General features: G+C 63.5%; 9 protein-coding genes. 2 read left to right on the forward strand and 7 right to left on the reverse strand.

The genetic code is table 11. The features are described from left to right. Positions 1-200: 200 nt before the first annotated feature. On the reverse strand, positions 201-878 hold the full coding sequence (locus BP26_RS0105795) for a TetR/AcrR family transcriptional regulator (RefSeq protein ID WP_036516199.1): 678 nt from the start codon (positions 876-878) through the stop codon (positions 201-203). A 39-nt stretch (positions 879-917) separates the two neighbouring features. Between BP26_RS0105795 and BP26_RS0105800 the strand changes: the two genes are divergently transcribed. After that, positions 918-1,757 carry an oxidoreductase gene (locus tag BP26_RS0105800; RefSeq protein ID WP_029919631.1) on the forward strand — a complete coding sequence of 280 codons (840 nt, stop codon included), beginning with the start codon at positions 918-920 and terminating at the stop codon, positions 1,755-1,757. A gap of 500 nt (positions 1,758-2,257) precedes the next feature. On the opposite strand, the gene BP26_RS29225 is transcribed toward BP26_RS0105800, so the two are convergent. After that, the gene (locus BP26_RS29225) at positions 2,258-2,671 is read right to left on the reverse strand and encodes a hypothetical protein (protein WP_157572382.1); all 414 of its coding nucleotides are present in this window, start codon (positions 2,669-2,671) and stop codon (positions 2,258-2,260) included. A gap of 828 nt (positions 2,672-3,499) precedes the next feature. Here BP26_RS29225 and BP26_RS0105810 point away from each other — a divergent pair. Continuing rightward, entirely contained in the window at positions 3,500-5,227 is a 1,728-nt protein-coding gene (locus tag BP26_RS0105810; protein WP_029919633.1) for an alkaline phosphatase family protein, read from the forward strand. 936 nt (positions 5,228-6,163) lie between these two features. Here the strand turns inward: BP26_RS0105810 and BP26_RS0105815 are convergent. From BP26_RS0105815 to BP26_RS0105835, 5 genes are all read right to left on the reverse strand, one after another. Beyond that, positions 6,164-6,970 (reverse strand): aspartyl/asparaginyl beta-hydroxylase domain-containing protein, encoded by an 807-nt coding sequence (locus BP26_RS0105815; protein WP_051748412.1) that lies wholly within the window; start codon positions 6,968-6,970, stop codon positions 6,164-6,166. A 267-nt stretch (positions 6,971-7,237) separates the two neighbouring features. Beyond that, positions 7,238-10,312, reverse strand: coding sequence for an efflux RND transporter permease subunit (locus BP26_RS0105820; RefSeq protein ID WP_029919635.1), 3,075 nt, complete (start codon positions 10,310-10,312; stop codon positions 7,238-7,240). 15 nt (positions 10,313-10,327) lie between these two features. Next, the gene (locus BP26_RS0105825) at positions 10,328-11,545 is read right to left on the reverse strand and encodes an efflux RND transporter periplasmic adaptor subunit (RefSeq protein WP_036516200.1); all 1,218 of its coding nucleotides are present in this window, start codon (positions 11,543-11,545) and stop codon (positions 10,328-10,330) included. Positions 11,546-11,597: 52 nt separating this feature from the next. Further along, positions 11,598-13,112 carry an efflux transporter outer membrane subunit gene (locus tag BP26_RS0105830; protein ID WP_029919637.1) on the reverse strand — a complete coding sequence of 505 codons (1,515 nt, stop codon included), beginning with the start codon at positions 13,110-13,112 and terminating at the stop codon, positions 11,598-11,600. Beyond that, positions 13,093-13,818 (reverse strand): TetR/AcrR family transcriptional regulator, encoded by a 726-nt coding sequence (locus BP26_RS0105835; RefSeq protein WP_029919638.1) that lies wholly within the window; start codon positions 13,816-13,818, stop codon positions 13,093-13,095. The genes BP26_RS0105830 and BP26_RS0105835 overlap by 20 nt, the downstream gene beginning before the upstream one ends. Positions 13,819-13,871: the final 53 nt, after the last annotated feature.

Consider the following 13,871-nt stretch of genomic DNA (forward strand, 5'->3'; position numbering starts at 1 on the left):
CTTGCGCCCCGCTTCGCACAGGAAAGGCGCCAGATGGGCCATGCTGATGCGGCAGCGCCCGCGCGGTTCGGACACCAACAGACCGAGGCGGAAGCGCAGCCTGGCTCCGCCACGCCCTTTCGGAACGTCTGCTATCGGTGTACGTGGACATCGATAGGTCTGTAAGCGCCACATAGCTGACTACCCGTTTAGGGCGTTGGTCAATCGCCAACGTATGCCTCACTGGTATCTATGGCTTCGGCAAACAGGGTTGCCCGCTCACGTTCATCGACGAAACCAAGCAATAGCGTCGCCGCCATGGCGCGGGCAGACGCTGCCAATGCGGCATGCGAGAGCTCCCCGGCCGTCCAAAAAGAAAGCACGCCCCGAAAACCCAGCGCGAGCTGGGTCGGCAGCACGTCAAGCGCCAACTTCCGGGTCCGGGGCGCAAGCCCTTCCCCGTCTCCGATGGCGGCGGCCCACAACGCGCGCGACTGATCCAAGACGGCGCCGGCGTCCTGGGCAGGCGCACCGATCGCGCCCATCACGGCGCGATTCACCTCCGGCAGGGCGAGCATGACCTTCGCGGCGACGTCCACGGCGGCAAGCACGCGCGCGGATGCCGTAGGCCGCAGAGGGAGAGCACGATACTGCGCATCCATCGTTGCTATCCGCTCCGCCGAGAGCGCTCGCATGATCGCCAGCTTGCTGCCGAACAGGTTGAATGGCGTGGCGAAGCTCAGGTCAGCCTCGCCCGCAAGCTCCCGCATCGAAAACTCAGCTTCGCCACGGGCCAGTAGCCGTTCCGCAGCAGCCAACACACGCTCCCGATTGGTGGGCACCGGCTGAGCCTCAACGTTGCTGCTGGAGCTTTTGCTCGCGGTCTTGCGTGAAGTCATGAGGAATTATATCATGATATAAATAATCAGGAGGTATTCATGACCGCGCCATCCAAAACCTTCCTCATCACCGGCGTCAGTTCCGGGCTCGGCCGGGCCTTTGCCGCCGGCGCGCTGTCCGCCGGCCATACCGTGATCGGGACGGTGCGCCGCCAGGAAGACGCAGACAGTTTTGCGGCCCTGGATCCGCACCGCGCCCATCCCTTGATGCTGGACGTCACCAACTATGCCGCCGTTGCCGCCGCGGTGGCCGCCACCGAGGCAGTGGCCGGCCCGGTCGAGGTCCTGGTCAATAACGCTGGATACGGGCACGAGGGGGTGCTGGAAGAATCGTCCATGCAAGATCTCGAGCGGCAGTTCGCGGCCAATGTCTTCGGTCCCGTCGCCATGATCAAGGCAGTCCTCCCCAGCATGCGCGCGCGGCGGCGCGGCCATATCGTGAATGTAACCTCGATGGGAGGCTTCATCACCATGCCGGGCATCGCTTTCTACTGCGGAAGCAAGTTTGCCCTGGAAGGCATCTCCGAGTCGCTCGGCAAAGAGGTCGAGCGCTTTGGCATTCATGTCACGGCGCTGGCCCCGGGCCAATTTCGTACCGACTGGGCCGGCCGCTCCATGGCGCGGACGCCACGGAGCATCCCGGATTACGACGAAGTGATGGACCCGATCCGGGCGGCGCGTCAGGCCAAAAGCGGCCGGCAGCCCGGCGATCCGGACAAGGCCGCCGCGGCCCTGCTCGCCCTGGTCGAGTCCGAAAATCCGCCCTCACGCCTGTTTCTTGGCGAGGATGCGCTGCAACTGGTGCGGCAGAAACTGCAGCGCGTCGGCTCGGAAATCGATGCGTGGGAGGCGCTGTCGCGCTCCACGAGTTTTGTCTAATCGTTTCCCAAGCTCGGGGGCGCTCAGGGGCCGCTTAGCCGCCATCGGTTCAATTTCCTGAAAGCAGTCATCCGCGACGGTAGCTTCGTGGCGGCAAGCGACATGCGAGCGATTTCCTCAAAGCAGACATCGACGCAAGCACGTCCATGTAATCAGTAACTTGGCATGCGATGAATCAAGCGAAGCTCAGCGCAACTCCAAATTGACTCAAGCACGGCCTCACAATCTGTCGATGATGCGAATGGCAGGGCTTGGTTCGGGCATGCAACACGCCACCGGAAGCACTGGCTATTCAGGCGCTTAAACGATGTCCGCTTATTGTTTTTTCTGCTTTGTCTCACTCCGCCACAAACCGGCCGTGGACGGGCGACCGGCAGGTTAGTGCCAAGAGCCGCCGGTCGGCCCCTAAGATTCGCCGCCGAAAAGCTGCCAGATGAGCGGTGCAGTCGTGGAAAGGGTGCTAGGCGCTGAGCAGCCAATCCGATCGTGGGCTAGGACTGCTAGCCTGCGCTTCCTTGCGCGTACAGACCGACCATATGACCAACTCCTTCTGCTAGCGTATGGAACTCATGCGCAGGCGAGAAGCTGATCGTGCCAGCGCTTCCCACGCAATACTTGTTTTTGTGCCAACGCAATATATAAAAATCACGCTGGCCTAGCCAAAGCTCGCCGTCACTCCACCACTCAAAAACAATAATGTCTGCGCACTTGTGAATAGATAGAGAATCAAGCCCTGGGACGCCATCAACGACTGAATAAAAATCTGTTAGCTGTTCTACAACATCCGCGGGGACATTTCGTTCGGCGGCCATGACCTTGAACTTGCGTAGTGCTGCATCGCTGGCCGGAATCATTGGCTTCTTGTAGCTTGCGAAGAGTGGCGCCAACAAAGTGACCAGGGCATTGTTCTTCACAGGGTTATGCCCGCCGTTGACAATCCCATATCTGCCTCTATCCCCGCGAAAGCTGATCGCTCTGGTAGACCACCCGGAACCTGTCGTTCATGACTGGCCGGTAGGGGCCGGTTGGTGCCGATTGTTATATCGAGATTCGTACTCACCTCAACCTACACGGGCTACCGTGGTGCCCAACTCGAAGGTTGCCGAAGACTTTTCGGCAGTCTGAATTCGAACACTCAACACGACGAAACACAGAGCGGATACACAGATGGGAACCCACAGCCTATGGCTGCCCGTGCGCAGGTAAGCCGCTCCCGCGCTTAGCGCGGACGCAAAGATCACTTGCCAGATCACGATGCCCTCAAATACGCCATTCCTGTAACGAAGTGGAATGCACTGCCATGAACCAAACGGGTCCATCGTCACGCCCGCAGCCAAGGACGCTGCGCCGATCCCCAGAAACAGAAGAATCGGTGCCCCTCTTGACTGGGAACGAGCGCGCCTCATAACCCCGACAAGCCCTACGCTCACAAGAAGCGTCATGCCGGCGTCTAACCAAGGAAACATGGACCTTAGCCTACTCCAAAGCGGCCGTTGGCGAACGGCCGGATTGGGCCGTTAAAGCCCCTTGAGAGTGTCATTGTATTTTCCGCACTGGCAACTCAGGCGCCAAGCCGAAGGGCTCAGTGCCTCCACATGCATCAATGCCCCGCAGCCGTCGCATTTCATCGTCGCGAGCCCGTTGAAAGCAAAATGTAAATTAATGTAAAGGCAACGTCATATGCCGTGGTTAGGCTTGCCGGTGAAAAACAAAGCGACAACCACCACGGAGCACGAAACACTATGATGCAAAAGAAATCCGGGCTTGCGCTCGGCTTGGCGTTTTCCATGCTGGTTCTCGGCGCCGTCGTCGGGTGCAGCAACAACAACGACAATGGCAGCAGCGCCAGCCTGAGCGCCAAGCGCGTGCTGCTCATCAGCATTGACGGCTTCCACCAGGCCGATCTCAACTACTGGATCGGCGCCAATCCCATGTCCACGCTGGCGCAGTTGGTCGGTACCGGTGTGGTCTACGCCAACGCCCACACCACTACGCCGTCGGACTCCTTCCCCGGCATGTTGTCAATGGTCACCGGCGGCACGCCCAAGACCACCGGTGTGTATTACGACGACAGCTACGACCGCACGCTTTATGCGCCTGGCAGCAAGTGCGCCGGCACTTCCACCGGTATCGAGGCGGTGTATGACGAGAGCATCGACTTCGACGACAGCAAGCTGTTCAGCGGCACCGGAAACGGGGCCGGCGTGATCAACCCGGCCAACCTGCCATTGCAAAAGGACTCCGCCGGCAACTGCACGCCGGTCTACCCGCACAGCTTCGTCAAGGTCAATACCCTATTCGAAGTGGTCAAGGCCGCCGGCGGTCTGACCGCCTGGTCTGACAAGCACCCGGCCTACGACCTGCTCAACGGCCCTTCCGGCAGCGGCATCGCCGACCTCTACACGCCGGAGATCAACTCACTGATCACCAACGGCGGCATCGTCAATGGCGTCAACCTGTCGGCCACGCTGGCGCAGTGCGATGGTACGAATTCGCTGCCGGTGAAGAAGGTGAGCGACTACACCACCTGCGTACCGGCGGTGGAGGCCTATGACGACGTCAAGGTGCAGGCAATCATCAACCAGATCGACGGCAAGAAGTCGGACGGCAGCGGCACGCCCGGCGTACCGCAGGTGTTCGGTATGAACTTCCAGACGGTCAGCGTCGGGGAGAAGCTTCCGGTGGGTGGCTACATCGATGCCAAAGCCACGCCCAACAGTGTGCTAAATGGCGCCATCGCCCATACCGACGCCTCGATCGGCAAGATGGTGGCCGAGCTGAAGGCCAAGGGTCTGCTCGACTCAACGCTGATCATCGTCAGCGCCAAGCACGGCCAGTCGCCAATCGACAAGACCACGTTGGCGATGGAAAGCGGCGGCAGCGGCAATGCTACGGTGCAGGATCCCTCCGGCTTTATTGCCATGGCCGATGCCACCGTGGATTCGCCGTCGAGCTTCACCAACCCCAACAGCGGCAGTGTCTATTCGACCAATGGCCACTTCCAGACCGATGACACCGGCCTGTTGTGGCTGGAGACTCAGTCGAATGCGGCCAACGTGGTAGCGCAGCTGCAGAGCAATGCGAGCAAGATCTTCGCCGACAAACTGCCGACTGGCACCATCTTCGCCAATAGCATCAACTCCGGTTCCGCACTGGCTGCGATCTACGGCGATCCCACCTCCAGCGATCCGGTGGCTGCGGCGCGGGCACCGAACGTGGTGATCCAGCCAAATGCCGGCGTGATCTACTCGGGCAGCTCGAAGAAGATCGCCGAGCACGGCGGCGGCACGGTGGACGACACCAATGTGCTGCTGCTGGTGTCGATGACCGGACTGAAGAGCACCAACGTCGCCGCTCAGGTCAGCACCACACAGGTCGCGCCGACCATCCTCAAGGCCCTGGGCTTGGATCCGACGCAGCTGCAGGCGGTGCAGAAGGAAGGCACCGCGGTGCTGCCCAGCCTGTTCTGAGCTTTTTCGCATGATAGTCTCGCCGGCCGTCTGGCCGGCGAGACTCTTTCATGCAGCCGGCCTAACCAGGCTATCGTCGCCGCTACCTCCCTTGCACCGTCTGGCACACTGAACTGTGCGCCGGCCGCTCAGCGGCTGCTTTTGAGACTTGTCCATTCCTGCGCCGTGGGCAGAACTCGGCCGAATATATTACGACCCTTCCGCTACTCACCATCGAACGATCGCTCCAGCTTCTCGCTCAGCTATATCGGCAGAATCATACAATGAGCCGCACCGCCTGCTGCCACCCGCCAGATCGCGGCGCCATTGGCGACCCGAGGTAGGAATCTCATTTTGCTTGACTTCCGCGGAGCTCGAGAGCCCATCCGGGCGCCGGAAAATCTAAACGACGCGTTCGACGTCAGTGCTATAGATGGTCTTTACTATCTGATCCATTCGCACTCCCATTTCACAAGGCTATTCTAAAGCCGTCGTTCGCGAGAGCCGCTTCGGGCCGATTCCACCCTGAGGCGCCAGGAGTGCGCCCTTCAACTTCTTGGCGCCACCTGGCATCGTCAACGAAACTCCAGATGTCAGCCCACGAATCAAAACGACGATCGCCTTACGATCTCGCTCGTGCACAGGCTAGCGGAATACGACTCATAGAACAGATCGACGTGGGCCCCGAGAGATAGCCAGTCATCGGTCAACTGGGAGTGATGCTGGTTTTCAGATGAAGTAGGTAAGGCTGCATAGAATGTGGAGCCTAGCGCAGAGTTAGCCTATCCCAAAGCAGTCGTTGGGGATTGACTGCTTTGCGGTAGCAGACGAACGCACCTGTTCTCCAATGCGGACATTTCTTCCGCCGGCAGCCCCATACACGCGTTGAAATCGCCTGGCTGACCTCCATCCATGGCGTTTTCAGAGCGTACTTGCCCGGCAATTCAGGCGATCGACTCAGCCCTTGGGATAGAACTTCTTTTCCCAGGCCTTCTGCTTCTGCCCAGCTTCGCGCAGGAACGGCGCCAGGGGACCCATGCCGATGAAGGAGCGGTTGAGCCAGTGCCAGGGTTGGCGCAGCGGGCGGGCGAAGTCGACGAAGAGGACGACGCGCCAGCCGTCGGTGTCGTTCCACACTTCGTGGTTGAAGCTGTCGTCGAAGATCAGCGATTCGCCTTCATTCCAGGAGTGGATCTGGTTGCCGATGCGGATGCGGCAACGCTCGCGCGGCTCGGGCACGAGCAGGCCGAGATGGAAGCGCAGGACGCCGTTGTAGGCGCCGCGGTGGGCCGGGATGTGCTTGCCCGGGGAGAGGATGCTGAAGAAGGCGGTGCTGGCGCCGGGGATGCCTTGCAGCAGGCGCATGGTCTCGGGGCAGCGCTTCGCGTTGCCGCTGCAGTCCATGCCGGCGCCGAGCAGGAAGAAGGTCTTCCAGCTGTCGTCGGAGGTGATGGTGCCGACTTCCTTGATGATTTCGTGGAAGCTGGGCATCTGGTCGCGGTATTGCAGCACTTCGTCCAGCTCGGCGCGGATGGTGCGCCAGTTGGCTTCGAAGTTGCGCGTCCAGGGGAAGTCGGCGGGATTGTAGACGGCCGAATCCGGCAGCACCGAGACGCGCGCTACGGCGCGTTCGAGGCGGTCCTGGAGGCGCAGGGCGAAGCGGCCGAAGGCGGTCTTGCCGCCCAGGGTATGCGCGCGCGTGTGCAGGTCAGGCTTTGCGGCCTGCGCTTCGATGGTCTGCTTGATCTCGACAGCGGTTTGCATCGGAGTCCCGGTCCTGGTTCCTATTGCCGGTGCCGGCGCTCGATGCGCTGCGCCGTCACGGCTCTGTCACGTTATTTTAGTCAAAGCCGCGGCACCGTGGCGGCCCCCTGCGGCCGAAAGCGCATTCCGGCTGCACAGGCTTGCGGCAGTACGCTTCGACGCACCCTGATTTGACCATGAAAACGGGCCGGAAGTGCCCGCCCTGGCCGGTTTCGGCCGATAGCGGGAAACGGCGGCGCGAGGGGTTCCGCGCCGCCGTCGCGGCCTTCAGTGCGCGGCGGGTTCGGCCGGCGCCGATTCCTTGCGGTCTTCGTGGTGGTCGGCACCGAGGAACAGGTACATGGCGGGCACCACGAACAGGGTGAAGAGGGTGCCGATGGAGATGCCGGTGAAGATCACCAAACCCATGTGGTTGCGGCCCACGGCGCCGGCGCCGCTGGCGATGACCAGGGGCACCACGCCCAGGACCATGGAGAAGGTGGTCATCAGGATCGGGCGCAGTCGCACGCCGGCCGCGCTCATGATGGCCTCGAGCTTGGGCTTGCCGCGCCGCTGCTCGTCGTTGGCGAACTGCACGATGAGGATGCCGTGCTTGGCGATGAGGCCGATCAGGGTGACGAGGCCGACCTTGGTGTAGATGTTCAAGGTGGCTTTCTCGAAGCCGAGGAAGATGAACACCATGGCGCCGAAGATCGCCATCGGCACCGACATCATCACGATCAGCGGGTCGCGGAAGCTGCCGAACTGCGCCGCCAGCGCCAGGAAGATGATGATGACGGCGAACATGAAGGTCACCGCGAAAGAGCTGCTTTCCTGCACGTACTGGCGCGACTGGCCGGCGAAGTCGACGCTGTAGCCGCGCGGCGCCATCTGCTTGGCCAGGCCTTTCAGGTAATCCAGGGCTTCGCCCAGGGTGCCGGAGGGCACGCCGCTGAAGGTGGCGGAGTTGAGCTGCTGGAAGTGGCTGACGCGGGTGGGAATGGTCTCGGTCTTGAGCGAGATCACCGTCGACGCCGGGACCACCGCGCCGTTGGCGGCACGGATGTAGTAGTTGTTGAGCTGGTCCGGGTTGATGCGGTTGACCTGCGCCACCTGCGGGATGACCTTGTAGGAGCGGCCGGCAATGCTGAAGTAGTTGACGTAGCCGCCGCCGAGCATGGCGCCCAGGGCGGAGCCGACGTCCTGCATGGCCAGGCCCAGCGCGGCCACCTTGTCGCGCTGCACTTCCACCGTCACCTGCGGCTTGTTCAGCTTGAGGTCGGTGTCGATGTAGTAGAACTTGCCGCTCTTCTGCGCGGCGTCGAGGATGGAGCCTGCGACTTCGTCGAGATTGCTGAACGGCTCGGTGGTGCCGATGACGAAGGCCACCGCGGTGTTGACGCCGCCGGTGCCGGTGGGCAGCGGTGCCGGCTGCGAGGCGTAGACGGTGGCGCCCGACACCGTGTTGACCTGCTGCTGGATGGCGTTCTGCAGGGCGTCGGCATTGAGCTTGCGCTCGCTCCAGGGCTTGAGGATGAGGCCGCTGAGGGTGGTGTTGTTGCCGTTGGCGCCGGTGAACTGGAATAGGTTCTGCTTTTCCGGGTGGCTGTCGACCATGCCGCGGATCTGCTTGCCGTAGGCGTCCATCTGCTGCGCGGTGGCGTTGGGCTCGGCGTAGCCGTAGACGATCATGAAGCTCTGGTCTTCCTGCGGCGCCAGTTCCTCCTGCGAGAACTTGAACATGACGAAGATCAGGCCAATGATGACGAAGCCGAACACCACCACTGCGGGCCAGGTGCGCAGTGCGCCACCCAGCATCCGTTCATACAAGCCGCGGGCCCGGTCGAAATTGCGGTCGATCTGCTGCACCAGCTTGCTCTCGTGCTGGTCGGCGCGCAGGAACAGCGAGGCCATCATCGGCGACAGGGTCAGGGCGATCACCGCGGACACGGCCACGGCGCCGGCCAGGGTGAAGGCAAACTCGGAGAACAGCGAACCGGTCAGGCCGCCCTGGAAGCCGATGGGCACGTAGACCGCGATCAGCACCACCGAGATGGCGATGATGGGGCCGGCCAGTTCGCGCGCGCCCTGGATCGCCGCGTCGAAGGGCTTGAGGCCCTCCTTGATGTGGCGGTCGACGTTCTCCACCACGATGATGGCGTCGTCCACCACCAGGCCGATGGCCAGCACCAGGGCCAGCAGGGTCAGCAGGTTGATGGAGTAGCCCAGCGCCAGCATGACGAAGAAGGCGCCGATCAGGGACAGTGGGATGGCGATGGTGGGGATGACCACCGAGCGCGGCGCGCCGAGGAACAGGAAGATCACCAGGGTGACGATGACCAGGGCCTCCGCCAGGGTCTTGACCACTTCCTTGATCGAGCTGTTGATGTAGTCGGTGGCGTCGTAGACGATGCTGCCGTTGAGGCCGTCCGGCAACTGCTGCTTGATGTCCGGGAAGGCCTTGCGCACGTCGCCGATGACGCTGAGCAGGTTGGCGTCGGGCGCCACCTTGATGCCGATGAACACGGCCGGCTTGCCGTTCATGAGGGCGCTGAAGTTGTAGTCCTCGGCGCCGAGCACGACGTTGGCCACGTCCTGCAGGCGGACGATGGAGTCGCCCTTGTTCTTCACCACCATGTTCTTGAATTCCTGCACAGAGTGCAGGTCGGTGCCGGCGGTGATGTCGACGCTGACCATCTGGCCCTTGCTGCTGCCCAGGGCGGAGATGTAGTTGTTCTTGCTCAGGGCGGTGTAGACGTCGGCCGCGGTGAGGCCCATGGCGGCCAGGCGGTCCGGGTCGAGCCAGGCGCGCAGGGCGAACTGCTTGGTGCCGACGATTTCCGCCTGCTGCACGCCGGGGACGGTCTGCAGCTTGGGCTGCACCACGCGGATCAGGTAGTCGGTGATCTTGTTGGCCGGCAGCACCTCGCTGGAGAACGAGATGTACATCGAGTCCGTGGTCTCGCCGGTGGACACGGTGAGCTGCGGTTGCTGCGTGCCCGAGGGCAGCTGGTTGAGGACCGAGCTGACCTTGGTGTTGATCTCGTTGAGCGCGCGGTTGGCGTCGTAGTTCAGGCGCAGGCTGGCGGTGATGGTGCTGACGCCGCTGAGGCTGGTGGAGCTGAGGTAGTCGATGCCCTGGGCCTGGGCGATGGCGGCTTCCAGCGGCGTGGTGATGAAGCCGGCGATGACGTCGGAGTTGGCGCCGTAGTAGGTGGTCGTCACCGTGACGGTGGCGATTTCCGACTTGGGGAACTGGCGCACCGGCAGGCCGAACAGCGCGCGCAGGCCCAGCACCAGGATCAGCAGGCTGATGACGGTGGCGAGGACCGGGTTGCGGATGAAAATATCGGTGAATTTCATGTCCTGGCGCCCCGGTTATTCTTCAACCGGCTTGGGATTCGGGTCGTTGGCGGGCTGCACCGCGTTGTTGATGACGATGGCGGTGCCGGTCTTGAGCTTGAGCTGGCCGCTGGTGACGACCTCCTGCCCTTCCTCGACACCCTTGAGGATGGCGATCTGGTCGCCGCGCGTCGGACCGACGGTGACGAACACCTGCTTGGCCACCAGCTGCTGCGGATCGGTGGCGGGCGCGCCCGGCGCCGCCGCGGCCGGCTTGCCGCCCTCGGCCTTGGTCTTGGCGTCGCTCTCCTGCTGCAGCTTGCCGGCGGTGGTGACGATGAACACCGCTTCGCCGTAGGGATTGAAGGTGATGGCGTTCTGCGGCAGCGTCAGGTAGCGCTGCTGTTCCCCGACCTCGATGGTGACCTTGGCGAACATGCCGGGCAGCAGCTTGTGCTCGGGGTTCTTCACCATGGCCCGCACCTGCACGTTGCGGGTGTCGGTATCGACCTGCGGGTCGATGGCGGCGATCTCGCCGTTGAAGGTCAGATCCGGGAAGGTGTCGCTGACCGTGGCGACCTTCTGGCCGATGACGATCTGGGCCAGGGCCTGCTGCGGCAGGTAGAAGTCGACGAAGATCGGGTCGAGCTGCTGCAGGTTGACGATCTTGGTGCCCGGCGAAAGGTACTGGCCGAGATCGACGGCGCGGATGCCGAGCTTGCCGCCGAAGGGCGCGCGGATGAACTTCTTGTCGACGATGGCCTGCTGCTCGGCTACCTGGGCCTTGGCGCTGCGCAGGTTGGCGGCGTCGGAGTCGAGCACGGCCTGGCTGATGGCCTCGGCCTGGAACTGGGCCTTGTCGCGGTTGTAGACGGTCTCGGCCAGTGCGGCGGAAGCCTTGAGCGACTCCAGGTGGGCGACATCGTCGGCGGAGCGCAGCTGCATCAGCAGCTGGCCGGCCTTGACCTCGTCGCCGGACTTGAACTGGATGCTGTCGACGATGCCGGACACTTCGGCGCTGAGGTCGGCCCCGCGCTCGGCGCGCAGGCTGCCGACCGCGGTCAGCTGCGGGCGCCAGTCCTCGAAGGCGGCCTTCATGCTGGACACGGTCTGCTTGGGCACGCCCTGGGCCTTGAAGCCCTGGATCATGCTGTAGATCCTGTAGCCCTTGATGCCGCCGAGCACGAGCACCAGCCCGAGGATCAGGGCGATGACGATGAACCAGGCTTTATTGCGCGAAAACCAGCCTTGCATGGTTGTCTCCGTATTCAAACTTTTAATTCCGTGTCTTTCAAAACCGGACGCTTCAGGGCTTGGGGGCGGCCTGGGCGACGGTGTCGTTGCGATTCCACCAGCCGCCGCCGAGCGCCTGGAACAGCGCCGCGGTGTCGGCGTAACGCGCCGCCTGCGCCTGCAGCTGGGCGATGCGCGCCTGCTGGTAGGTGCGTTCGACCACCAGCAGGTCGAGCGAGCTGATCGAGCCGGACTGGTAACGGCTGCGGCTGACCTTGAGGGTATCGGCCGCGGCCTGCGTGGCGAGGTCCTGCTGCTGCAATGCATCGGCGTCGGCGTTCAGCGCATGCAGGGCGTCGGCGACGTTGCGGAAGGCGGTCAGCACGGTGCCGCGGTACTGCGCGGCGGCCTGGTCGTAGGCGGCGACGGCGGCGCGCTTCTTGTGGATCAGTTCCCCGCCGTGGAAGATCGGCTGGGTGATGCCGCCGGTCAGGCTCCAGACATTGCTGCTGCTCTTGAGCAGGTCCGAGATGTTGGTGCTGGTGCCGCCGAACTCGCCGCTGATGGTGATCTGCGGCAGCATGTTGGCGGTGGCCACGCCGATCTGGGCGCTGGCCTGGTGCAGCAGGGCTTCCTGCGCGCGCACGTCGGGACGCTGCGCCACCAGCTGCGACGGCAGGCTGAGCGGCAGGTCCTGCGGCAATTGCAGGTCGTCGAGCACGAACTGCACGTCCGGCTGCTGGCTCGGCAACTGGCCGAGCAACGTGGCCAGCAGGTCGCGGTTCTGCTGGAGCTGCTTCTGCAGCGGCGGCAGGGTCGCCACTTCGTTGGCGAGCTGGGTCTGCTGGGTCAGCACGTCGAGCCGCGACACACCGCCCAGGCTGAGCTGGCGCTTGACTGTTTCGAGCTGCTTGCGGTCGGCTTCGATGATCTGGTTGGTGGCTTCGATCTGCGCGCGCAGCGAGGCTTCCTGGATCGCCGTGGTGACGACGTTGGAGGACAGGGTCAGGTAGGTCGCTTCGAGCTGGAAGTTCTGGTAGTCGGCCTGCGCCTGCTGCGCTTCGACCCCGCGCCGGATGCCGCCCCACACGTCGAGGGTGTAGGAGACGTTGACGGTGGCGTTGAACAGGCTGTAGATCGAGCCGCCGCCGCCGGGCTGGCCGAAGGATGCGCCAGAGACTTTCTGGCGGGCGGCGGAGCCGTTGCCGTCGAGCGAGGGGAAGAAGCTGCCTTCCTGGGCCAGCAGGTTTTCGTGGGCCTGGCGCAGGGCGGCCTGGGCCGCGACCACGTCCGGGCTGGACTTCAGTGCCTGCTCGACCAGGCCGTTGAGCTTGTCGGAGTGGAACAGGGTCCACCACTGCGCCGGGATGTCGGCGCCGTTGGCGTAGGCCTGCGATACGCCGGCGGGCCCTTCGCTGGCGGCGGTCTTCGGCGGCAGCGGCGTGGCGGTGTAGCTGTCGCCCTGGGGCGCATCCGGCCGCTTGAAGTCGGGGCCGACGGCGCAGCCGGCGGCCAGGGCCGCGGCCAGCGACAAGGCGGCGTGGCGACGCAGTGTGCGCGAAGCGCCGTTATTGGCAGACGATGTCATTGAATACCTCGGTGCAGATTCCCTTGATCATCCGGTCCAGCGCCGCCTCGTCGGAGGGATCGAACAGCGGCTGCCAGTCGAGTCCGTTCAGCAGGTAGTGCAGATGCCGCGTCATCAGCCGGTATGGGTCGCCGATGTCACCCTGTTCGAGCACGCCATCGACATGGACGATGGTGTGCGTGCCGATGGTCAGGGCCCACGGCCCCAGCCCTACTTCCTGCGGCGTCATGCCCTTGAGCCTGAGGTCGCCGCAGCGCACCGCCTCTTCGACGATGTTGTCGCAAATCTGGCCGAGCGGTTCGCCGGCTTCCAGCGCCATGCGCCGGCGCTCCGGCGATGCGGCCTTCCACACCACTTCGGTGAAGGCCAGCTGGGCCAGCCGGAAGTGCTCGGGATACAGCTTGACGAACATCAGGTCGGCGACGGCGATCCCGACCATGCGGTCGCGGGTGCCGGCCTTCCATTCACCGACGCGGCGGAACAGGTCCACGCGGTGTTGTGAATTGTCGGCGGACAGCGCCACCAGCAGGTCTTCCTTCGAAGCGAAATGCTGGTACAGCGTGCCGACGGCGTAATCACATTTTTCCGCGATGCGGGCCATCTGCAGGTTGAGCAGGCCATCCTGCCGGATCAGGTCGCGGGCGGCATCCAGGAACAGGTGCTCGCGCCCTGCAACCTCGCGTACCCGGCGTTCCTTGGTCCCCAAAATCTCGCTCCGAACGAATCAGGGGCGGATTTTGAACTAGATTCAAATTTTGA

It is taken from the genome of Nevskia soli DSM 19509 (genome assembly GCF_000711955.1).
Classification (GTDB): domain Bacteria; phylum Pseudomonadota; class Gammaproteobacteria; order Nevskiales; family Nevskiaceae; genus Nevskia; species Nevskia soli.

Excerpts from the sequence above, each read along its gene's own strand:
- BP26_RS0105815 (WP_051748412.1), bottom strand. The coding sequence starts at position 6,970 with ATGCAAACCGCTGTCGAGATCAAGCAGACCATCGAAGCGCAGGCCGCA.
- BP26_RS0105820 (WP_029919635.1), bottom strand. The coding sequence starts at position 10,312 with ATGAAATTCACCGATATTTTCATCCGCAACCCGGTCCTCGCCACCGTC.
- BP26_RS0105830 (WP_029919637.1), bottom strand. The coding sequence starts at position 13,112 with ATGACATCGTCTGCCAATAACGGCGCTTCGCGCACACTGCGTCGCCAC.
- BP26_RS0105810 (WP_029919633.1), top strand. The coding sequence starts at position 3,500 with ATGATGCAAAAGAAATCCGGGCTTGCGCTCGGCTTGGCGTTTTCCATG.
- BP26_RS0105800 (WP_029919631.1), top strand. The coding sequence starts at position 918 with ATGACCGCGCCATCCAAAACCTTCCTCATCACCGGCGTCAGTTCCGGG.
- BP26_RS0105795 (WP_036516199.1), bottom strand. The coding sequence starts at position 878 with ATGACTTCACGCAAGACCGCGAGCAAAAGCTCCAGCAGCAACGTTGAG.
- BP26_RS0105825 (WP_036516200.1), bottom strand. The coding sequence starts at position 11,545 with ATGCAAGGCTGGTTTTCGCGCAATAAAGCCTGGTTCATCGTCATCGCC.